The sequence below is a fragment of the Variovorax sp. Varisp85 genome (assembly GCF_047304045.1).
Classification (GTDB): domain Bacteria; phylum Pseudomonadota; class Gammaproteobacteria; order Burkholderiales; family Burkholderiaceae_C; genus Variovorax.
In genome coordinates, this window is the sequence record NZ_JBGLYN010000033.1 from 17,983 (window position 1) to 39,484 (window position 21,502).

The following is a 21,502-nucleotide window of genomic DNA, read 5'->3' on the forward strand; positions in this document are numbered from 1 at the left end:
GGAGATGGCCGAAACCCTCCCACGTCACCTGTTGATTCCCTTTGCCGGCCGCGGTTCCCCTGCATGCCGCGCTGCGCTGCCCACCTTGCGGCTCCCCAATCTCGAAACCTTGCTGGCGCGGCTCACGCTTACCGATACCGACACGCAGGACGAAAGCACTCGCTCGCCTCCGCACGAACGCGCGCTGGCCCGGGCAGCAGGCATCGCCGCGGCCGACGGCTGCATTCCCTGGGCTGCGCTCGAAGCGCGGCAACTGGGCATCGCCGCGCCCAACGACCCTGAAGGCTGGGGCCTCGTCACGCTGTGCAACTGGCAGGTCGGCATCGACGACGTGGTGCTAGGCGATCCGTCCGCCATCGAGATCGACGCCGCCGAATCGGCCGCGCTGCTGCAAGCCGCGCGCCCCTTCTTCGAGGAAGACGGCATCGCGCTGCACCCCTCCCCCGTACCCGGCCGATGGCTGGCGCGCGCCCCCATCTTCGACGGCCTGGCCACTGCCTCCCTCGACCGCGCAGTAGGCTACCCGATCTCGCAGTGGTCGCCGCTCGGCGACTCGGCACGGCCGCTGCGCCGGCTGCAGAACGAAATGCAGATGCTGCTGTACACCCAGCGCGTGAACGACGACCGCGCCGCACGCGGCGTGCCGCCGATCAACTCCTTCTGGCTCAGCGGCACCGGCGCACTGAAGCACGAGGTTGCGCCCGCAGCCGTGCCGGCAGTGAGCGATGCACTGCGCGAAACCGCCCTGCGCGACGACGGCATGGGCTGGGCTGCCGCCTGGCATGCGCTGGACGCAGGCCCGGTCGCCTCGCTGCTGGCCGGCTACACGGGTGGCGCCGAGGTGTCCCTCACGCTGTGCGGCGACCGCGCGGCGCAGCGCTACACCGTGCAGCCGCGCGGCCTGGCTGGCTGGGCCAGGAGCCTGTTCGACCGCAAGCGCGCATCGGTCGTGCTGGAGTCGCTATGAAAATCATCGCCAGGGAGATCCCGCCACGCACCGTCTGGGCGCTGGAGCAAGCCGGCGTGCACCCGCTGCTCGCGCGGCTGTTCGCCGCCCGCGGCGTGCGTGCCAAGGAAGAACTCGATGACGGCCTCGCGCGCCTGCTGGCGCCCGACACGCTGCGCGGCACGCACGAGGCCGCGGTGCTGCTGGCAGACGCCATCGCGCAGGACAAGCGCCTGTGCATCGTCGCCGACTACGACTGCGACGGCGCCACCGCCTGCGCGGTCGGCGTGCGCGGCCTGCGCCTGCTGGGCGCGAAGCACGTGAGCTACCTCGTGCCCGACCGCGTGGTCGACGGCTACGGGCTCACGCCGCCCATCGCCGAGCGCGTGGCCGACAGCGGCGCCGACATGCTGATCACCGTCGACAACGGCATCGCCAGCGTCGAAGGCGTGGCCGCCGCCAAGGTGCGCGGCCTGCAGGTGCTGGTGACCGACCACCACCTGCCCGGCCCCGAGCTGCCGTCGGCCGACGTGCTGGTGAATCCGAACCAGCCCGGCTGCGAATTCGAGAGCAAGAGCATTGCTGGTGTTGGCGTGATGTTCTACGTGCTGCTCGCGCTGCGCTCCGAGTTGCGCAGGCGTGGTGTGTTCGACACGCCTGCGCCCGCCGCCGGGCCGCCCCAAGGCGGGCCAGCCTCCCCCTCGGGGGGTGGCGAAGCACACGAAGTGGCAAGCCGGGGGGCAGGCAAACCGCAACCCAAGCTCGACGCGCTGCTGCCGCTGGTCGCACTCGGCACCGTGGCCGACGTGGTGAAGCTCGACGCCAACAACCGCCGCCTCGTGGCACAGGGCCTGCGCCGCATCCGCGCCGGTGCGATGCCTGCCGGCGTTGCCGCCTTGTTCAAGGCCGCGGGCCGCAATGCCTGCGTCGCCACCACCTTCGATTTCGGTTTCGCACTCGGCCCGCGCATCAATGCCGCCGGCCGGCTGGCCGACATGACGCTGGGCATCGAATGCCTGCTGACCGACGACGCGGGCCGCGCCGAGGAACTCGCGCGCATGCTCGACGGCATCAACCGCGAGCGGCGCGACATCGAGGGTGGCATGCGCGACCAGGCGCTGCTGCTGGCAGAGTCGCTGTTCGCCACCGATGGCGAGGGCATCGAAGCGCCGCCGCCGGCCATCAGCGTGTTCGACGCGGGCTTCCACGAAGGCGTGGTGGGCATCGTGGCCTCGCGCATCAAGGACCGCTTCCACCGCCCGACCTTCGTCTTCGCCGCCAGCGGCGCGCCCGGCAAGGAGCAGGAGCTGAAAGGCTCGGGCCGATCGATTCCGGGCTTCCACCTGCGCGATGCGCTCGACCTCGTGGCCAAGCGCCATCCGGGCGTGCTGCTGCGCTTCGGCGGCCATGCGATGGCGGCCGGCTGCACGGTCGCGCGCGAGCACTTCGAGACCTTCGAGAAAGGCTTCGCGCAGGTCGCCGGCGAATGGCTGGCCGAAGCCGCGCTCACGCGGCAGATCGAGACCGACGGACCGATCTCGCGCGAGTACATGCGCATCGACCTCGTCGACACGCTGCACCGCGAGGTGTGGGGCCAGGGCTTCGCGCCGCCGACCTTCAGCGAAGAGGTGGAGGTGGTGTCGCAGCGGTTGGTGGGCGAGAAGCACCTGTCGCTGAAACTCAGGCACCAGGGCCAGCCGATCGACGCGATCTGGTTCAGCCACACTGAGCCGCTGCCGCCGCGCGTGAAGCTGGCGTTCCGGCTCGATGCGGACGAATGGCAGGGCGTGCGGCGGCTGCGGTTCCTGGTCGAAGGGGCGGAGTTCTAGCGGCTGTCCCTGGAAAAGCCTGCAATCGCATGCCATGGCGGGCGGGCAGTCGGGACGGATTCCTACGCGTGCGGCAAGCCGGCGTTCCTAGGGTGGTCCAAGAAGGTTCATTCACTTCATCAGGAGACCGACATGCAACCCAACGACATCCGCCCCCTTGCCGTGGTGACCGGCGCCTCGTCCGGCATCGGCTTCCAGCTCGCGCTGCTGGCCGCGCGCCGCGGCCACGACCTGTTGATCGGTGCCGACGAGCCGCTGGAACAGGCCGAGACCGAACTGCGCGTGCTCGGCGCCAATGTGGCCGCGGTGCGCGCCGACTTCGCCACCCGCGACGGCGTGGACACACTGCTCGCCGCCACCGAAGGCCGACCGATCGCGGCACTGTTCGCCAACGCCGGGCACGGGCTGGGCCACGGCTTCCTCGATCAGGACTTCCACGACGTGCAGCACGTCATCAACACCAACATCACCGGCACCATCTACCTCGTGCAGTGCGTGGGCCGCGGCATGCGCGAGGCCGGGCAGGGGCGCATCCTGATCACCGGGTCGATCGCGGGGTTCCAGCCGGGCAGCTTCCAGGCCGTCTACAACGGCAGCAAGGCCTTCATCGACTCGTTCGCCATGGCTCTGCGCAACGAGCTCAAGGGCACCGGCGTCTCGGTCACCTGCCTGATGCCGGGCGTGACCGACACCCACTTCTTCGCGCGCGCCGACATGCTCGACACGCGCGTGGCCCAGCAGAGCGACAAGGCCGACCCGGCGGAGGTGGCGCGGGCCGGCTTCGAGGCGATGATGCGCGGCGAAAGCGGCGTGATCGCGGGATGGCGCAACAAGATGCAGGTGGCGCTGTCGCGCGTGATGCCGGCGCCCAGGCTGGCCGAGCAGCACCGGCGCATCGCCGAGCCCGGCAGCGCGGAGCAGCAGGCCAGGCCCTTCGTCTGATCTTTTCTTCCGGAGCGCGGCGCTCCGGCGGGCGCTGCTGCGGGGCCGCCATCGGCAACCCCGAAGCAGGTGAATATTTTTTTCGTATCCACCGACGCGCGAAGCGAAATCTTCTCGTTACTCGGGGCCGAGCTTTCACGCCGGCCCCTTATCCTCTGCGGCGAACATACAGGAGGATGTTTTTTCCATGCGCCGCTTTGAACTGATCGAGGGAACCGCCAGCAAATTCTGGGAAGTCGAGCAGGTAGACGCCGAACTCAACATCCGCTGGGGCCGCATCGGCACCGCGGGCCAGAGCCAGACCAAGTCGTTCGCCGACGCCACCAAGGCCGCCGCCGCGCTGACCAAGCTGGTGGCCGAGAAGACGGGCAAGGGCTACGCCGAAGTGGGCGTGGCCGCCGGCACGGCCATCGGCAAGACCGAGGCGAAGCCGAAGGCCGAGACGGCAACGGAAAAGACTGCGGCCCCGCCCGCCGCGAAGGCCGCCGCGAGCGCAGAGGCTGCAGCCCCCACCGAAGGCATCGACAGCCAGGCCGACCGCGTGTTCGAAACCGTGCGCGCGCAGATCGAGACCGGCACGCTGACCTCCAGCGACACGCTCTCCACCGCAACGCTCAAGCGCCAGCATGGCGTGAGCGAGCAAGGTGCGGCGCTCGCCTTCAAGCGGCTTCAGTCCACGGGCCTGCTGTACGGCTGGGGCACCAGCTGCACGCCGGCCAAGAACGCCCAGGCCATCGCCAAGGAGCTGGGCGCCAATGCATCGGCCGCGTCGTCCGTGGCCCTGGCAGCGCCCGCCGCCGAACTGCCGCCTGCGGACGGCGACGCGCCGCCCTGGCTCGCCGCCGGCAAGCCCATCCGGCTGTCGCCCGACATGCAGCGCGCAGCCTTCCCTTCGCGGCGCTTTCCGCCAAAGCCCTTCGACGAAACGCCGAGCCCCGCCGCAGCCTGGCTGCCTGTGCGGCGCAAGCTCGACCTCGACGTCGACACGAGCGCCACCGACGCGGCCTTGCGCGCGGTTGCCCAGCGCGTGATCGACCGCGGCACGCAGCCCACCCCCGCGGCCGACGCCGAGGCCGACACCCTGCTGCTGGCGTTCGCGCTGGGCACCGGCGGCAACTACAACGCGAACGAGATGGGCGAAGTGGTGGTGCACTACCTCGTCAAGCAGTACGGACTGCCGGACACCATCGACATCCTGCTGGCCGCCCAGCAGATCGAAGTGCAGTCCACCTACGACCGGGCGACGAAGAAGCGCCGGTACAGCTTCTGCGCCGCCGTCGCCCGCCAGATGGGCAGCTCCTACTACGGTCCGCTGGGAACGGGCGAACAGGCGCTGCGCGCGCATCTGTCACTGGCCGCCCCCGAGGTCTGGCAGGACTGCCGCGACCGCATCGAGGCCGGCCTTCCCAAGGTTCACCCGGCCCGCCAGCCCGCGCTGGCAATGCTGCTGCCCGACGCCCCCGAAATCTCCAACGCGCTCGTGCACACGCTGGCGGCCGACAAGAACACGCCCGAGACCATGCACTGGCTGCTGCTGACGGCCACCGACCCCGACGCCATCGCGCTGGCCGCGAAGATCCGCCTGAGCTATTCGAGCGGCTTCTGGGGCAGCGGCTCCATGACGAGCACGCTGGTGCAGGAGCGCGGCGTGGATGCCGTGCCGGTGCTGGAGCGCGGCGCCGCGGACGACCACGCGGGCGACGCGCTGGCCTGCATCGGCACGCCCGAAGCCGTGCTGGCGCTGGCCCGCGTGGCGGGCAGTTCGAAGGGCGCGCTGGCGCGGCTGGCGCTGGCCGTCGACCGCTGGCCGATGGCGGCCATTCCCGCGCTGTCGCGGCTCGTCGCGGCCGGCGGCAAGGACGCCAACCTCGTCACGCCTGGACTCACGCGGCTGCTGCGCGCGCATGGCGCGTCCCTGCCGGCCTTGCGGCCCTGGCTCGATGCGGGTGCACAGGCGGTGATCGACCGGCAGCTGGCGCTGCTGGCCGGCCCGAGCGAAGTGGCCGATGCGAGCGAACTGCCCGGCGTGCTGGCCGCGCCGCCCTGGCTCGCCAAGGTGCAGAAGAAGGCAGCCGGCACGCTGGCGCTGGAGCCGCTGGCATTGGCACCGGTGGAGCGATGGGGCGAAGGCAAGCGCGAGAGCGCGCAGCGCATGAATTCATGGCAAACGGGTCGCCACGACGCCGCGCGCAAGAGCGTCGACGTGCTGCTCGACGAACTGGGCTTCGACAAGGGCAGGCACAGCCTTGTGCCATTCGCCAAGGCCGCCGCCGCGGCCGTCGCGGCCGGCGACGCCGGCGCGCTGGTCGCCAGCTGGCGCGAGATGGTGGCCGAGCGCAAGAAGGACCGCTACTACTGGTTCAACTTCCACGCGAGCTTCGTTACGCTGCTGCCGGCGGCGATCGGCGTGCCGTTCTGGAACGCCGTTGCGGGCGAGGCCGAAAGCGACGACATCGGCCTGATCCTGGCCACCCACGGCCTCGCGGTGCTGCCCGGCCTGGTGGCCATGGTGCGATCCAAGCCCACCGACAACCTCTCGTACGCCCTGAACTACGGCGCCGTCGAGCTGGCCGCGCCGGCCGCGCGCGCCTTCGCCAAGCTCAAGACGCTGCGCGCCGAAGGCCGCGAATGGCTGCTGAAGTATCCCGAGCACAGCGCAGCCGGCCTGATCGCGCCGGCGCTCGGCAAGGCCGGCGAGGCGCGCGACTGCGCGGGTTCGGCGCTGCGCCTGCTGCAGGCCAACGGCCACGAGGCACTGCTGCTCGACGTGGCCGGCCGCTACGGCAAGCCCGAAGTGGTGGAAGCGCTGCGCGCCGTGCTCGACGAAAGCCCGCTCGACCGCTTTCCCACCCGGCGCGCGAAGCTGCCCGAGTTCTGGCAGCCGCGCGGTTGGCGCCGGCCCGTGCTGCGAAACGGCAAGGCGCTGCCCGACGACGCGCTCGACCATCTGGGCCAGATGCTGACCTTTCCGACCAACGAGGAAATCTACGGCGGCATCGCCGTGGCCAAGGACGCCTGCGATGCCGGCTCGCTGGCCGAGTTCGCCTGGGACGCCTTCACCGCCTGGCTCGAAGCCGGCGGCCCCAGCAAGGAAGGCTGGGCACTCACCACGCTCGGCCTGCTGGGCAACGACGACACCGCGCGCAAGCTCACGCCCTTCATCCGCGCCTGGCCCGGCGAGGCCGCGCATGCGCGCGCCGTGACCGGGCTCGACGTGCTGGCCGCCATCGGCAGCGACGTCGCGCTGATGCTGCTCAACGGCATCGCGCAGAAGGTCAAGTTCAAGGGCCTGCAGGACAAGGCGCGCGAGAAGATCGACGCCATCGCCGAGGCGCGCGGCCTCAGCACCGAGGAACTCGAGGACCGGCTCGCGCCCGACCTCGGCCTCGACGAACAGGGCACGATGCTGCTGGACTTCGGTCCGCGCGCCTTCAAGGTCGGCTTCGACGAGTCGCTCAAGCCTTATGTGCGCGAGACCGGCGCCGACGGCACCGACGGCGCGCGCCTGCCCGACCTGCCCAAGCCCAAGAAGACCGACGACGCCGAACTTGGCAAGGAAGCGGTCGAGCGCTTCAAGCTGCTGAAGAAGGACGTGCGCACCATCGCCAGCCAGCAGTTGCTGCGCCTCGAGGTGGCGATGTGCGCGCGCCGCCGCTGGACGCCCGAGGTGTTCCGCACCTTCCTGGTCGAGCACCCGCTGGTGCGCCACATCGTGCAGCGGCTGATCTGGGGCGTGTACGCGGTGGAAGACGGTGCCAGCTATGGCGGCACGCTGCAGGCCTGCTTCCGCGTGGCGGAAGACGGCAGCTTCACCACGGCGGAAGACGATCCGTTCGAGCTGCCCGTGGGCGAGAACATCCGCATCGGCGTGCCGCACGCGCTGGAACTGCCCGCCGCCGATGCCGCCGCCTTCGGCCAGGTGTTCGCCGACTACGAGCTGCTGCAGCCCTTCGCGCAGATCGGCCGCGACGTCTACACGCTGTCCGACGAGGAGAAGAAGAGCCTGAAGCTGGAGCGCTGGAAAGACGTCAAGGTGCCCACCGGCCGCGTGCTGGGGCTGGCCAACAAGGGCTGGCGGCGCGGCCAGGCGCAGGACTCGGGCTGCATCTGGTACTTCAGCAAGCCGCTGGGCACGAGCCGCGTGATCGAGCTGAGCCTCGACCCCGGCATCATCGTCGGCATGGTGGACGAATACCCCGAGCAGAAGCTGGGCCAGGTGCAGGTGGGCAAGCCCTCGGGCTGGGGCGACATGCAGGATGCGGAGGCACTGCACCTGCTCGACCCGATCTCCGCCAGCGAACTCATCCGCGACATGGAAGGCCTGCGGGCCGCATAAGGTACACCCCCAGTCTTCGCGCACTTCGTGTCGCTTCGCCAACCCCCTTGCAGGGGGCAACACCTGCGGCCCGGCAAAGCCGGTTCCGCGGTGTTCCCCGAACTTGACCTGACCGAATCAAAGATGGCCATCAACAACACGACCAAGGACACCGGCACTGCGCCGCAGCAACTGCAGCGCCCGCCGGCCGAGATCCTCTACGCCGAACAGCTCGCACGGCTGCAGGCGCAGGACACCGACCCGCGCCCGCCCGGCTGGGTGCTGGGCCTGAAGGCCGCGCGCTCGTTCATCCTTGGCGATGCGGCGCTCGGCATCGCACCCAAGATCGTCGCGCCCGTGGCCAGCATCGAACGCATGCTCGTCACCCTGGCCACCGGCCGCGGGCTGATGCTGGTGGGCGAGCCGGGCACGGCGAAGTCGATGCTGTCGGAGCTGCTGGCCACGGCCATCTCGGGCGTCTCGACGCTCACCATCCAGGGCGGCGCCTCGATCACCGAGGACCAGATCAAGTACGGCTGGAACTACGCTCTGCTCATCAACGAAGGCCCGAGCCCGCGCGCGATGGTGCCGGCGCCGCTGTACCTCGGCATGCAGCAGGGCCAGGTGGTGCGCTTCGAGGAAATCACACGCGCGCCGCTGGAGGTGCAGGACTGCCTGCTGGGCATGCTGTCGGACCGCGTGATGGCGGTGCCCGAGCTGTCGGGCGAGCACGGCATGCTCTATGCGCGCGAGGGCTTCAACATCATCGCCACCGCCAACACGCGCGACCGCGGCGTCAACGAGATGAGCGCGGCGCTGAAGCGGCGCTTCGACTTCGAGACGGTGTTCCCCATTCTCGACTTCGACCGCGAGCTGGCGCTGGTGCAGGAATCGTCCACGCGGCTGCTCGCGCAGAGCGGCATTCCGAAGACCGTGCCCGCTCCCGTGCTGGAGCTGCTGGTGTCCACCTTCCGCGACCTGCGCGGCGCACCCGTGAAGGGCGACAACGGCAACGCGGGCGACGCGGCGATGGACCGGCTCACCGCCGTGATGTCCACCGCCGAGGCGGTGAACGTGGCGCATGCGGTCGGCGTGCGCGCATGGTTCCTCGAACAGCGCGAGGGCTCGCCGGCCGACCTGGTCGACTGCATCGCCGGCACGGTGGTGAAGGACAACGCCGACGACCGCGCCAAGCTGCGGCGCTACTTCGAGCAGAAGGCGGCGAAGCGTAGCGGCTCGCACTGGCGCGCGTACTACGACGCCCGCCACCGCCTGCCCTGACATGAGCAAACCCCCAGGCTTCGCGCACTCCGTGTCGCTTCGCCAACCCCCTTGCAGGGGGCAACACCAGCGGCCCGGCAAAGCCGATTCCGCGGTGTTCCGCGAAGGGCCCTCGCTTCGCTTGGCGCGCCATCGGTGACGAGGATGAGCGAATCGCTTCACATCGTCGGCGTGCGCCACCACAGCCCCGCCTGCGCGCGGCTGGTGGCCGAGCGCATCCGCACGCTGCGCCCCGCGTACGTGCTGATCGAGGGCCCAGCCGACTTCAACGAACGCCTCGACGAGCTGTACCTGCCGCACCGGCTGCCGGTGGCGATCTACAGCTATCTCTCGGGCGATGACACGCACCGCGGTTCGTGGTCGCCCTTTGCCGAGCACTCGCCCGAGTGGCAGGCGCTGCAGGTCGCGCGCGAGGTCGGCGCCGCGGTGCGCTTCATCGACCTGCCGGCCTGGCACGACGCCTTCTCGCGCATGGAGAACCGCTATGCCGACGTGGCCGACCACGAGCACGAGGAACGCGCCGAAGCCTACGAGCGCGCACTGACGGAGAAGCTCTCGGTGCAGGGCCGTGATGCGCTGTGGGACCACCTGTTCGAGGACGGCTGCGATGCGGCCGAGCTGGCGCAGCGCCTCTCGACCTACTTCGACCACCTGCGCGGCGAAGACCGCGGCTCGCAGGGCAACCAGGCGCGCGAAGCCATGATGGCGCGCTGGATCGCCTGGGCGATGGCGCAGCCGGGCGAGCCGGGCCGCGCACAGGCGCTGGTGGTGTGCGGCGGCTATCACGCGCCTGCACTGGCGCGGGTGTGGCAAGGCATGCCCTCAGAGCTGCCCGCCACGCCGCAGCCTTCGCTCGAATCCACCGACGAAGAAGACACGCGCGACGCCGACACCGCGCTGCGATTCGGCTCCTACCTCGTGCCCTACACCTTCAAGCGCCTCGACGCCTTCGCAGGCTATGCCTCGGGCATGCCCTCCCCCGCCTACTACCAGTGGGTCTGGGACCACGGCCCCGAAGGCGCCGCGCACCGCGCGCTGCAGCACGTGATGCAGCGCCTGCGCGAGAAGAAACTCCCCGCCTCCACCGCCGACCTGATGGCCGTGCACCTGCGCGCACAGGGCCTCGCGCGCTTGCGCGGCCACGAGAAGCCGCTGCGCTCCGACTGGCTCGACGCACTGGCCGGTGCGCTCGTGAAGGACGCGCTCGACGCGCCGCTGCCCTGGACCTACCGCGGCGCGATCCGCCCCGGCACCGATCCCGTGCTGGTGCAGGCGATGGACGTGCTGGCCGGCGACACCGTCGGACAGTTGGCGCCCGGCACACCGCAGCCGCCGCTGGTGGCCGCGGTGCAGGCCGAACTCGCGGCGCACGGCATCGTGCTGCGCGGCCAGATCAAGCTCGACCTGCTGCTCGAAGCCGACCGCGCGAAAAGCCGCGTGCTGCACCGCCTGGCTATCCTGCGGCTGCCCGGCGTGCGCCGCACCCAAGGGCCGAAGCTCGCGATGTCGGGCGAGCGCACCGAACTGTGGTCGCTGAGCGAACCGCTCGAGCAGCAGGCCGCGATGATCGAGGCCGGCGCCTGGGGCGCAAGCCTGCACGACGCGGCGCGCGCCCGGCTCGAAGACGATCTGCGCCAGGCCCACGGCCGCATTGGCCCGCTCGCCGACGGCCTCAACCAGGCCGCGTGGGCGGGGCTGTCGGCGCTCAGCGATGCACTGCTGCGCGAACTGCAGGGCGCCGTTGCGAACGAGCCGCGCTTCGAGGCGCTCGGCCCCGCGCTGTCGGTGCTGCACACGCTGCTGCGGCACGGCCAGATGCTGGGCATGGCCGATGCGCCCGTGCTGCGCGTGGTGATCGAATCGGGTGTCGACCGCGCGCTGTGGCTGCTGGAGCCGCCCGCGGACATCGCACCGGCCGACATGCAGGCCCACCTCGAAGGCCATCTTGCGCTGCGGCGGATCGTGGCCGACGTGCTGGCCCACGCGCAGGACCATGCGCACAACGCGCACGCGCCGTCGCTGCTCGACGTGGAGCCGGCCCGCGCGCTCGCCGTGTGGCAGCGCAAGGCCGCCGACGCCAGCGCCGCTGCGGTGAGCCGCGGCGCGGCGCTCGGTGCCACGCTGAGCCTGGCCGGACGCGCCGCCAACGCGCAAACGCACGACGATCACGGCGTGGCCGAGGCGATGCAACTGCTGCACTCTCTCCCCGCCCCCGTGCTCGGCGATGCGCTCACCGGGCTGCTGGCGCTGGCGCGCGAAGTGCTCGCGTCCGAACCCGCTTTCGTCGCCGGAATGGACCGTACCGTGCAGGCCCTGGACAACGCCGACTTCGTGCGCGCCATGCCCAGCCTGCGCGCCGCCTTCGCCTGGCTGCCGCCGCAGGAACGCGGGCTGCTGGCCGACCAGGTGCTGGCGCTGCACGACGCCACGCACCTCTCGCGCCGCACGCTCACCGCCCACCATGCGGGAGAGGCTGCACCCGAACAGCTGGCCGAGGCACGCCGCGTGGAAGACGCGGTGCTTGCGCGCCTCGCGGCCTGGGGCGTGGCGCTCGAAGACACAGAGGAAGCCCCCCGCCCATGAGCCTCGACTTTCCCGATCCGCTGCAGCGCTGGCGCCTGCTGCTGGGCGACCCGGCCGAATCGGCCTGCGGGGGCCTGAGCGCCGAGGCGCAGGCCGCCGATGCCGCGCTCGACTGGCTCTACGGCCGCGACAGCGACCGCGCGAGCCGTGGCGAACGCAGCGCGGGCCTGGGCCCCTCGGCACTCAGCACGCCGGACTGGATCAACACCATCCACACGCTCTTTCCGAAGGAAGTGATCGAGCGGCTGGAGCGGGACGCGGTCGAGCGCTACGGCATCGACGAGGTGGTGACCAACCTCGAGGTGCTCGAGCGCATCGAGCCCTCCGAATCTCTGCTGCGCGCAGTGCTGCACACCAAGCACCTGATGAACCCCGAGGTGCTCGCGGCCGCGCGCAAGCTGGTGGCCGAGGTGGTGCGCCGCATCATGGAAAAGCTCGCCACCGAAGTGCGCCAGGCCTTCAGCGGCAGCCGCGACCGGCGCCGCCGCTCGCGCATGAAGGTCGCGCGCAACTTCGACTTCAGGCAGACGCTGGCCGCCAACCTGCACCGCTACGACCCGCAGCGCCGCAAGCTCTACGTGGAGCGGCCGGTGTTCATCAGCCGCACGAAGCGGCACGCCGAGCCGTGGGACATCATCCTGCTGATCGACCAGAGCGGCTCGATGGTCGACTCGGTGATCCACAGCGCAGTGATGGCCGCCTGCCTGTGGCAGTTGCCCGGCATGCGCACGCGGCTCGTGGCCTTCGACACGGCAGTGGTCGACCTGACCGCCGACGTGTCCGACCCGGTCGAGCTGCTGATGAAGGTACAGCTCGGCGGCGGCACCGACATCGCGAAGGCGGTGGCGTATGCGCAGACGCTCGTCGCCAATCCCTCGAAGAGCATCGTGGTGCTGGTGAGCGACTTCTACGAAGGCGGCAGCGAGCACGAGCTGGTGCGCCGCGTGAAGGCGCTGGTCGAGTCCGGCGCGAAGGTGCTGGGCCTGGCGGCGCTCGACTCCAAGGCCGAACCCAACTACGACCGCGAGATGGCCGCGCGGCTGGTACGCGAAGGCGCGCAGATCGGCGCGATGACGCCGGGCCAGCTGGCCGGCTGGCTGGCCGAGAAGGTGCAGGGATGAGCGGCACCACGGCATGGCGGGCCGACCTGCTGGAGCTGACGCCCGAGGCGCTGACGGCGCTGGCCAACGCGGGCTTCGTGAAGCGTGCGCAGAAGGACGTGGCGGCCGGCCTGCTGCCAAAGCTGGAGACCGGCGCCGACGGCGTGGTGCAGGCGCAGTTCGACGACGGCGTGCGCACCAGCCTGCCGCCGGGACGCACGCTGCGCGACGCGCAGTGCAGCTGCCCCGCCAGCGGCATGTGCCGGCATCGGGTGATGCTGGTGCTGGCCTACCAGGCGCAGGCAGCGTCGGCGCAGGCGGATGCGCCCGAAGACGCGCAGGAAGCCGCCGAGCCGGACGGCGCATGGAGCCCCGCGCAGTTCGACGATGCCGCACTGGCCGCCAGCCTCGCACCCTCCGTGCTCGAACAGGCGAACAAGCTCGCCGCCGCGCGTCCGGTGGTCGGCGTGCAGGCCTGGCGCAGCGCGAGCGCGCCGCCGGTGGCGCGGCTGCCGATGTGCAGCGTGCGCTTCTTCTCGCGCAGCTCGCTGGTTCATGCGCGCTGCGATTGCAAGCAGGGCAGCGGCTGTGCGCACGTGGTGATCGCGGTGTGGGCATTCCGGCAGGCCGGGCCGCTGGCGCCCGGTTCGGCGGAGGTGCTGCTCGAGGTGTCGCCGCCCGCTTCGGCAGGCGCGACCGCCTCGGACCCGGCACCGCAACCGGCGGCGATGCAGGGCGAAGCCGCCGTTGCGCTGCGAGCGCAGATCGATGCCCTGCTGCTGTCGCTCTGGCTCGACGGTTCGAGCCAGCCGCTGATGGCGCTCGCGGCCCGCTTCGAGGCCGTGCGCGACCAGGCGCGCGCGCTGGCCTGGAGCTGGGTGGACGATGCGCTCGACGAACTCTGGCAACTGCTGCAGGCCCAGCATGCGCGCAGCAGCCGCTTCGAGCCGCTGCGGCTGGTGCGCATGCTGGCCGAGCTGTGGGCGCGATTGCAGGCGGCGGCGCATGCCGCGCGGCCACAGGCGCGACCCGCGCTGCCGGCCAGCCGGATCCTCGGCATCGGCGTCAAGGGCGAGGTCGCGCTCGATCACCTGCGGCTGGTGTCGCTCGGGGCCGAGCTCTGGTCCGACGACGCCGCCGAGGGCGCGAGCGTTTTGTTCGCGGACCCCGACACGCAGAACGTGACCGTGCTGGAGCGCCAGTGGTCGCGCGCGGCCGATGCCGCCGCGGGCGGCACCGCGCAGGCCCTGATGAACCGGCGCGTCGCGGGCTTTCCGCTGCGGCAACTGGCGAGCGGGCAGGTCATCACCAAGACCGCGACACGGCGCGCCAACGGGCTCGTCGACATCACGGCCGGCGCGCGGCAGACGGGCGTGCTGCCGCTGTCGCCCAAGTCGTGGGACGACCTCGTCGCACCACTGCGGCAGGACAGCGTGGCCGCGCTGGTGGCACATCTGCGCGAGGCAGCACCCGACTTCGTGCGGCCGCGGCAGGCCGCGGGCGGCGCGTCGGCGGGTGCGTCGGGGCAGCTGCATGTGGTGGCGTTCGAACGCATGGAGGTGGTGTCGTGCCACTGGGATGCGGCGGCGCAGGTGCTGCATGCGCGGCTGAAGCAGGCAGCACCGGAAGGATCGGACGAAGCCCCGGCCGAAGACGACAACAACGAACGAGACTGGCTGCACCTGGCCTTGCCGCATCGCGCGGTCGCGCCCGGCGCGGTCGATGCGCTGGCCCGCGCGCTTGCCGGCGAATACGGCCCGCTGCGCGCCGTGGCCGGCACCGTGCATCTGCAGGGCGATCGGGCGGTGATGCAGCCGCTGAGCCTGCTGACGGCGCAACGTGCCGTGGTGCTCCAGGTCGAGGCGGTGGCGCCACAGCCGCTGGGCCTTCGCAGCGATGCCGAGGACGTGCCCGCCTTGAACGCGCTGGCCGGCGACACGCTGGAACTGCTGGCGCTGTGGCTGCGCCAGGGCCTGCGCCATCAAGGCGGCGGCGCGCTGTCGCGAGCGCAGGCGCAGGTGCTGCGGCTGAAGCAGGCCGGTCTGGGGCGAAGTGCGGGCTTGCTGGAGGCCGTGCTCGAGAACCTGCGGTCGGCGCAACGGCCGGCGCTGGTGGCGCAACTGGCGATGCTGGGTCTGCTGATGCAGGGTGTGGCGCAGTCGGGATGAGAATCCCAAGGGACAGATACGCCGCAAAGGCTCTCACATCGTACTGTTGAGTACCGTGTCCTCGAACTCAAGCTGTTCGAAGTTGCTGCCCAGGAAGTCAACCTGTTCGCCACGCAATCCGCGTGCCCTGACGCTCCTGCCTGTGCATCCGTGCATCTTGAGTGCGGACCAGCTGCCTTGCTCGAAGTTGACCTCGTTCAACTTGCAATCCGTCAATCGGCTGCCGCTGATGTTGCCCAGCCTGAACCTGGCCTTTTCGAAGGTGCAGTTCACGAAAGTGCACCCCATGATGGTGATGCTGTCGAAGCTGCAGGCGCTGAAGATGCAGTTGGAGAAATGGCAAGCCGACCACTGCGCCTCATTGAACTTCGTTTCGGTGAAGCTGCTGCCGGTAAAAGTGGAATCCGCGAACTGCGCCAGCCCGAGGTCCAGGCCGGCGTAGGCATTGCCGTCGGTCTGCCCGGCAAGGCCGGCCGGGGCGCCGCCCGCCCCCTTTCGCCAAAGGTCGTGCGCAAGAATGATCTCTTGCGCGCTCATGCTTCGCCCCAGTCCGCCGCATGCCGGGCTACCCGCAAGGGCGCAACGGGCCGCCACAGCTTGTTCGCGGGCTCCTGCGTAACGGCTCGCGCAGCCTGCGCTGAGGGCAAACAAGAAAAGGGCAACGCGACCGCCAGCCCGATTGTCTGCAAGGCACGTCGACGGGCAAGGGTCACCGTTGGCATATTTTTCATCGCATGCTTTCCTATTTGATCGCCACCGCGTCGGCCGGCGCGCCCGGCACCGCCACGCGGAACTTGAGGCCGTCGAGCAACTTGTCCCACAGCGCAATGGCTTCCTCGTCGTTGAGCGAGGAGGCCGCGGCGGCCCCCACGCGGTCCGACTCCACCTTGGTGTACATCATCACGTCCAGACGCGCGGGGCGCGCCACAATGCCGGACTCCCCGATGAACAGCCATTCGAAATCGTGCCAGCCCCCCTGCATGCGTGCCAACGATTCCTCGCCGTCCCAGCCGTGGACCTTCTTCTTGCCTTCGCGCAAGGTGGTGAGCTTGGGGTAACTGCTGCCGGCTTCGCGTTTGCGATCCGCGATCAGCTTGAGCAGGCTGTAGCCGTCGCTGCCCTTGGTGGTCTGGGCCTGGTTGCTGCTGACGCTGAACACCACATCGGGCAGTGCGTCCATGTGCAGGCCGACCTGCGTGAGAACCATCCCTTTCGCGCCATCACGCTGCGTAAAGCCGTACTGATGGCACAGGCCTTGTTCGGTGGGGACTTCATCGGGCTCGCGTGCGCGCAGATTCTGGGCAAGCTCGACCGTATCGCGAAGAATCGATTCGGCGGTCGCCCCATTGTCCGTCCCTCGCCCATTCACGAAGATGTGCGGGCCAACTACGTGATATATGCGAAAGCCTTCCAACTCGAGTTCCTTAGCTGACACGCTCTTGAATGAGCGAATCAGCCAAGTATTCGGAGCTGGCCCCTTGCCGAAGTAGGTGATTTCCGCCGTGTTGTTTGCCGCCAGGATCTTCGCCCGATCGGCCTGCATCACCTTCTCGATGTCCTTGGCCTGGTTGGGCAAGGTGGGGAAGTCACGCCCGAACGCCAGGTGCGAATCGACCGGGACGGTCAACACATAGCGCCCGAAGCACAGCAGCTTGGTGTGCTCGAACAATGTCTCGATACGCGGATTCATGTCAGAGGTCCTTCATCATCATTGTTTCGCGGGGTAATCCCACTCCTTGGCGGCCCACCATGCGGGATCGTAGGCGGCCGCGATGCGCACGATGCCGTACAGCGTCGCCGCATTGGCATTCGCGTGGCCGTAGCTGCCCTGATGGTCATAGCCGGTCTGCACGAACTTGACTTTCGCGCGCACCTTGTTGGCGCTGCGCTCCACGGGCACCGTGCCGTCGCCGGGCGACATGGCCGGCTGGAGCCTGAGCCGGAGCACCGTGCCATTGTTTCCTTGCACGCGCAGCGTGCCCTTGGCATCGTCGCCGCGCTCCCCCTTGATCAGCACCCACGTCAAGGGATCGCCCGCCGCAGCCGGATCGCCTTCGATCACCCGCCACACGAAGTCGTTCCAGGCCGGCTGCCCTGGGTCACTGCCGTAGTGAGCGTAGGTGCGGTCGTGGAAGGTGTCCTGGATCGCGTTGGCGAATCTCATGGCTTCCTTGATCCGCTCTATCGTCGCTTTGACGCCGATTCGCTCTTCGGGCTTACCCCCCTCGTTGGGTGGCATCTTCGCCTGCTCCGCTGGATCGATCCAATCCGGATTGATCAACCTCCACCACTTGTCCTGGTCCAGCGTGTAGATCTCGCTCACCGCGTCGCCCTGCGGCAGCTTCTTCAGGAACGCACCGTTGTCGTCCTGCACCTGAAGCCATTCCGTGCCATAGGCGGCAGCGGGCAGCAGTTCCAGGCCGCCTTGCGCATTGGCCAGCACCGCCGTCACCTCCAGGCCGTTGTCGCCCAGCACGCCCTGCGTGATGCTTCCCACCACATTGGTCCTGACATGCCAAAAGGACTTGTTGCTGCCCTCGAAGCCCGCGCGCATGCGCTTGTACGCCGCCGCTGCGCCCGTGGTGGGCATCACCCCATGCACCACTCCGAGTATCTTGTCCTTGATGTTGCCGTAGTCCGGGTGCATCAAGGCGCGGGTCAGGATGCCGCCCATGCTGTGGGTGACGACGATCACGCCTGGGCAGTTGAAGCCGTTCTCGTTGTAGGTTTCGATGAGCTTGGTGATCTTCGGTGCCAGGGTCTTGGCTTCCTCACCGTTGCTATTGAGCCAGTTGTAGCCAAAGGCATGCACCGGATACCAGCAATCGCCGATCTTCTTGAGATCGTCCTGCGTCAGCGGCTCTCCACCCTGGCCACCGAAGCTGGCCGTCGCTCGCCCCACCAGTGCTTCGCGGCTGTCCTTGTTCGACCAGAAGGCCGAAACCTTCACTTTGTCTCCATTCCCTTGCAACATGTCGTTGAGTTGTCTCTCCATCAACTGGAGGATCTCGCCGTAGGAGCCGAACATCACCTCGCTCCAGCCCCTTGCGCGCGCCTTCTGCGCAGCCGTAAAGCTTTGCTGGTTGGAGGCCAGGGGGTGGCTCGGGTCTGCCTTTGGATCGCTCACAAGCAGCTTGCTGACGTTGCCCAGGTTGTCAGGCACGTTGTCGTGGCGCTGATCGGAGCTGACGGTTTCATCACCGGTGGCATCGAAACGATCACCGCCGTGGTCGCTCACCTTGTAGCGATCCACCTCGACTTCGTCCGGGTCCAGGCGCATCTGGCGGTCCGCCGCGCTCGCATTGCGCCGCGCAAACGCATCGCCCGTGTTGTCGGGCCACCATGAGATGTTGTTCTTACGCCTGATCTGAGCCTGCCGGGCCTTGGACAGGCGCAGGTTGCTGCCCATGATGCCGGGCAGGAAGACGATGGGAATAAGCTTGCCTGGCGGCACGCGAACATGCACCTTTCTCTTGTCCGCCGCGGGTGTTGTTGCCACTGCGACTTCCGCAAATCCTCCAATGCCCAGGCTGAAGTCCAGCCATGCATCCTCGTCCTCCCCCTGTACGGCCATTATTTCTTCCTTCCCATCCAGCGCACCTTGTAGATTTCCGGGCCATCCGAGCGTTGCAGACGCGTGGTGCCGTTGGTGCTTGTGATATCGCCGCTTTTCCTGTTCGGTTTCAGCAGATCGTGAGATGGTTCTTCGGGCGGCGGTGCCGGCTGCCCATCGCGCACGAGCTTGAACACCTGTTTCGCCGCCGGCGTGTCGTGGTCGTCAAGGTGGTGAAAGATCAGTTCTTGATCGAAGGGCGCCTTCACATCCCGGTTCATCTTTTCCGGGCTGCGGCTGTCCGGCCCCATGAGGCTGTGGGTGGCTGCGTGCTCGCGCCAAATACCCTTGGTCCCGTGCACGATGCCCGAGGCATTCCAGCGGGTGTAGCTGGAGCCGCCATTGATAACGACCTCTTCCACGGCCGTGATCGTGATCCGGTTGGCTTCCTGCTTGATGTTCATCTTGGCCAGCACGTTGATGCTGTCCTTCAAGGCCGTGATGTCGATGTCCGCATTCGCGGCCACCAGTTTCATACCGGCCTTGTAGGCGAACATGCGCACCGCGTTCCTGGCGGTCACGAGGAAACTTCTTGCCGCACTGACGCTGGTGTGTCCGCCGCTGGTGATCGCGTTGTGCTCGGTGCTGGCGATGTGGGTGGAGCCCTGTGCCGAGTTCTGGATGCCCACAGGGCTGGCCAGGGTCAGATGCGGTTGCTGGAACTCGGGGAACTCACCCTGGCCTGGATTACCGCCTTTACCCTTGATCGCATCGTTTTGATCCTTCAGGGCCTTCGTCACTTCATCCTGGTCGCCACGTTCGAGCGCCTTGGCTTCGATCGCGGCCTGGGACATGCCCTCGTGGATCTCGCGCGCCTGGGTGAGCCGCACCACGGTCTCGTCCATGTCGGTGGTGTGGGCCCGGGCATTGAATCGCGCCTCGGTACTCAGAAGCAGACCACTGGCCGCACGCACGGCGCCACGGCCATCGGTGCGCAGTTCGAAACCCTGGCCGCGCAGATCCTTGCGCCCGGCGGTGTCATCGATGCGCGCGATGTGCCCCAGGCTCAGGCTGGAACTGTCGTGATCGCTCTTGAGCTGGCTTTGGATCTTGCCGGCGAAGTCGTCGAGCACCAGGTGGTTGGAACGTCCACCGCCGCCGAGTTCGCGGCTGCGAATACCCGTGAGGTGCTTCTGGTCGGGCAACGCCCATGCCGGCATCTCGTCGGCGTTGTGCACGCGGCCCACCACCATCGGAAAATCCGGATCCCCGTTGAGGAAGTCCACGATGACCTCTTGGCCGATGCGCGGCAGCGCCGCCATGCCGAATGTCGAACCGGCCAGGCCCAGCCCCACGCGCAGCCAGCACGAGGAATGCTCGTCATTCTTTCCGAGCCGGTCCCAGTGGAACTGCACTTTGATGCGGCCATACTGGTCGGTCCATATTTCTTCGCCCGCGGGACCGACCACGACGGCGGTCTGTGGGCCGCGAGTGCGCGGCTTTGCCGTCGTACGCGGGGGGCGCCAGGCAAAGGCGGTGGGCTGCACGTCGAACGCGAAACGCTGCACGGAGCCCTCGGCACCCCTTGTACCCTCGCTGGCCTGCAGGTTCTCCTGCAGGTGGTAGCTGACAGCGAGCAGAAGGTATTGCCGGTTCTGGTCCTCGCGCGGATGGCCGGCCAGGTTCATTGTGTAGCCCGGTGCCAGAGCGCGCAGGTTGGAGCGCCCCGAGGCACGGGCGCGCGCACTCAATTGCCCCTCGTTGCGAACCTGCGCGTAGGTGTCCCCGTCGCCACTCAAGACGTAGTGTCCTGGCCACTCGTAGACCTCGAACTCGTCGTGGGCGTGGCCGGGTGGTGCCTGCCGCTGGCTCTTCAGGTCGGCTTTGGGCTTCTCAAAATCGAAGTCACTGGTGTAGTGGCGGCCGGAGCGAACATCCTCGGCGCTCTCCCAGGCGTAGATGCGCTCGCTGGGCTCGGTGCCTCCGGTCATGCCGGCATGTTCGAAGGGGTGATAACGCACGATCTCGGCGCCAGGCAACGGTTTGTGCGAGCTGGCGATGTCGTCGGCGAAGACCAGCACATGCCGCTCGGCTTCGTGCCGGAAGAAGTAATAGATGCCCTCGTGCTCGCACAGGCGCGAAACGAAATCAAAGTCGCTCTCGCCATGCTGCACGCAATAGTTCCAGGCCCGATAGCTGCGCGCAAGCTTCTGTTCGACGGGGTAGCCATAGCGCCCGAGCGCTTCCATGAGGATCTCGGGAACGGTCTTGTCCTGGAAGATGCGAAAGTCCGAACGCCGGGTCGCCAGCCATAGCCAGGGGCGCAGCCTCATGGCGTAGAAAGACTGCCGCGCATCTTCTTGAGCCAGGCCGAAGCGCGTGACGATGCCAGCTAGGTAGCGGGTGCCCCCGCTTTCTGTTTGCACCGACACCGTGGCCGTCTCGCCCAGCAGGGCCTTGGCATCTATCGTGTTGCCGTGACCCAGCAGATCGACATCGAAGGCGTAGGCCTGGCTCAGGACTTCACGGCCGACCAGGCGATGAAACTGCAATGCATCGCCCAGCGGCGTCGAGATGGTGACGCGGCGTTTCACGGTGCCGCCGAAGGCGCGAACGCGCACGCGACGCAACCGTGCTGACACGCAACGCCATTGAAAATGGACATGGATCCTCCCCGCAATATTGGCTTGCTCAATCGAGCAGCGATTTTTGTGGGGATTGTGTGAGTTCCACGAATCCGTGCACAGCAGGCGAAAGTACCACTTCGCACGAAATGCACACGCAA

General features: G+C 68.7%; 12 protein-coding genes. 8 read left to right on the forward strand and 4 right to left on the reverse strand.

Features of this window, described 5'->3' with window-relative positions; all coding sequences use genetic code 11:
* The first annotated feature begins 4 nt into the window (after nucleotides 1-4).
* The 8 genes from ACCC97_RS14975 to ACCC97_RS15010 all read left to right on the forward strand — a co-directional run bounded on the left by ACCC97_RS14975 (nucleotide 5) and on the right by ACCC97_RS15010 (nucleotide 15,164).
* Entirely contained in the window at nucleotides 5-967 is a 963-nt protein-coding gene (locus ACCC97_RS14975) for a hypothetical protein (RefSeq protein ID WP_413333555.1), read from the forward strand.
* The gene (recJ, locus tag ACCC97_RS14980; protein ID WP_413333557.1) at nucleotides 964-2,775 is read left to right on the forward strand and encodes a single-stranded-DNA-specific exonuclease RecJ; all 1,812 of its coding nucleotides are present in this window, start codon (nucleotides 964-966) and stop codon (nucleotides 2,773-2,775) included. The genes ACCC97_RS14975 and recJ overlap by 4 nt, the downstream gene beginning before the upstream one ends.
* A 132-nt stretch (nucleotides 2,776-2,907) precedes the next feature.
* Complete coding sequence (locus ACCC97_RS14985) at nucleotides 2,908-3,717, forward strand: SDR family NAD(P)-dependent oxidoreductase (protein WP_413313785.1); 810 nt, start codon at nucleotides 2,908-2,910, stop codon at nucleotides 3,715-3,717.
* A 187-nt stretch (nucleotides 3,718-3,904) separates the two neighbouring features.
* On the forward strand, nucleotides 3,905-8,053 hold the full coding sequence (locus tag ACCC97_RS14990) for a WGR and DUF4132 domain-containing protein (protein WP_413333559.1): 4,149 nt from the start codon (nucleotides 3,905-3,907) through the stop codon (nucleotides 8,051-8,053).
* 123 nt (nucleotides 8,054-8,176) lie between these two features.
* Entirely contained in the window at nucleotides 8,177-9,313 is a 1,137-nt protein-coding gene (locus ACCC97_RS14995) for an ATP-binding protein (RefSeq protein WP_413333594.1), read from the forward strand.
* Between the two features lie 144 nt (nucleotides 9,314-9,457).
* A complete protein-coding gene (locus ACCC97_RS15000; protein WP_413333561.1) occupies nucleotides 9,458-11,896 on the forward strand; it encodes a DUF5682 family protein in 2,439 nt (812 codons plus the stop codon).
* On the forward strand, nucleotides 11,893-13,017 hold the full coding sequence (locus ACCC97_RS15005) for a VWA domain-containing protein (protein WP_413333563.1): 1,125 nt from the start codon (nucleotides 11,893-11,895) through the stop codon (nucleotides 13,015-13,017). The genes ACCC97_RS15000 and ACCC97_RS15005 overlap by 4 nt, the downstream gene beginning before the upstream one ends.
* Nucleotides 13,014-15,164 carry an SWIM zinc finger family protein gene (locus ACCC97_RS15010; protein ID WP_413333564.1) on the forward strand — a complete coding sequence of 717 codons (2,151 nt, stop codon included), beginning with the start codon at nucleotides 13,014-13,016 and terminating at the stop codon, nucleotides 15,162-15,164. The genes ACCC97_RS15005 and ACCC97_RS15010 overlap by 4 nt, the downstream gene beginning before the upstream one ends.
* Before the next feature lie 33 nt (nucleotides 15,165-15,197).
* Here the strand turns inward: ACCC97_RS15010 and ACCC97_RS15015 are convergent, their stop codons facing one another.
* The 4 genes from ACCC97_RS15015 to ACCC97_RS15030 all read right to left on the reverse strand — a co-directional run bounded on the left by ACCC97_RS15015 (nucleotide 15,198) and on the right by ACCC97_RS15030 (nucleotide 21,311).
* Complete coding sequence (locus tag ACCC97_RS15015) at nucleotides 15,198-15,815, reverse strand: pentapeptide repeat-containing protein (protein ID WP_413333566.1); 618 nt, start codon at nucleotides 15,813-15,815, stop codon at nucleotides 15,198-15,200.
* 91 nt (nucleotides 15,816-15,906) lie between these two features.
* Complete coding sequence (locus ACCC97_RS15020) at nucleotides 15,907-16,854, reverse strand: T6SS immunity protein Tli4 family protein (protein ID WP_413333568.1); 948 nt, start codon at nucleotides 16,852-16,854, stop codon at nucleotides 15,907-15,909.
* 18 nt (nucleotides 16,855-16,872) lie between these two features.
* A complete protein-coding gene (locus tag ACCC97_RS15025) occupies nucleotides 16,873-18,738 on the reverse strand; it encodes an esterase/lipase family protein (RefSeq protein WP_007836765.1) in 1,866 nt (621 codons plus the stop codon).
* A complete protein-coding gene (locus tag ACCC97_RS15030) occupies nucleotides 18,738-21,311 on the reverse strand; it encodes a type VI secretion system Vgr family protein (RefSeq protein ID WP_042673983.1) in 2,574 nt (857 codons plus the stop codon). Before ACCC97_RS15030 ends, ACCC97_RS15025 begins: the two co-directional genes overlap by 1 nt.
* Nucleotides 21,312-21,502 lie beyond the last annotated feature (191 nt).

Excerpts from the sequence above, each read along its gene's own strand:
- ACCC97_RS14995 (WP_413333594.1), top strand. The coding sequence starts at position 8,177 with ATGGCCATCAACAACACGACCAAGGACACCGGCACTGCGCCGCAGCAA.
- ACCC97_RS14985 (WP_413313785.1), top strand. The coding sequence starts at position 2,908 with ATGCAACCCAACGACATCCGCCCCCTTGCCGTGGTGACCGGCGCCTCG.
- ACCC97_RS15000 (WP_413333561.1), top strand. The coding sequence starts at position 9,458 with ATGAGCGAATCGCTTCACATCGTCGGCGTGCGCCACCACAGCCCCGCC.
- recJ (WP_413333557.1), top strand. The coding sequence starts at position 964 with ATGAAAATCATCGCCAGGGAGATCCCGCCACGCACCGTCTGGGCGCTG.
- ACCC97_RS15005 (WP_413333563.1), top strand. The coding sequence starts at position 11,893 with ATGAGCCTCGACTTTCCCGATCCGCTGCAGCGCTGGCGCCTGCTGCTG.
- ACCC97_RS15020 (WP_413333568.1), bottom strand. The coding sequence starts at position 16,854 with ATGAATCCGCGTATCGAGACATTGTTCGAGCACACCAAGCTGCTGTGC.
- ACCC97_RS14990 (WP_413333559.1), top strand. The coding sequence starts at position 3,905 with ATGCGCCGCTTTGAACTGATCGAGGGAACCGCCAGCAAATTCTGGGAA.
- ACCC97_RS15010 (WP_413333564.1), top strand. The coding sequence starts at position 13,014 with ATGAGCGGCACCACGGCATGGCGGGCCGACCTGCTGGAGCTGACGCCC.
- ACCC97_RS14975 (WP_413333555.1), top strand. The coding sequence starts at position 5 with ATGGCCGAAACCCTCCCACGTCACCTGTTGATTCCCTTTGCCGGCCGC.
- ACCC97_RS15025 (WP_007836765.1), bottom strand. The coding sequence starts at position 18,738 with ATGGCCGTACAGGGGGAGGACGAGGATGCATGGCTGGACTTCAGCCTG.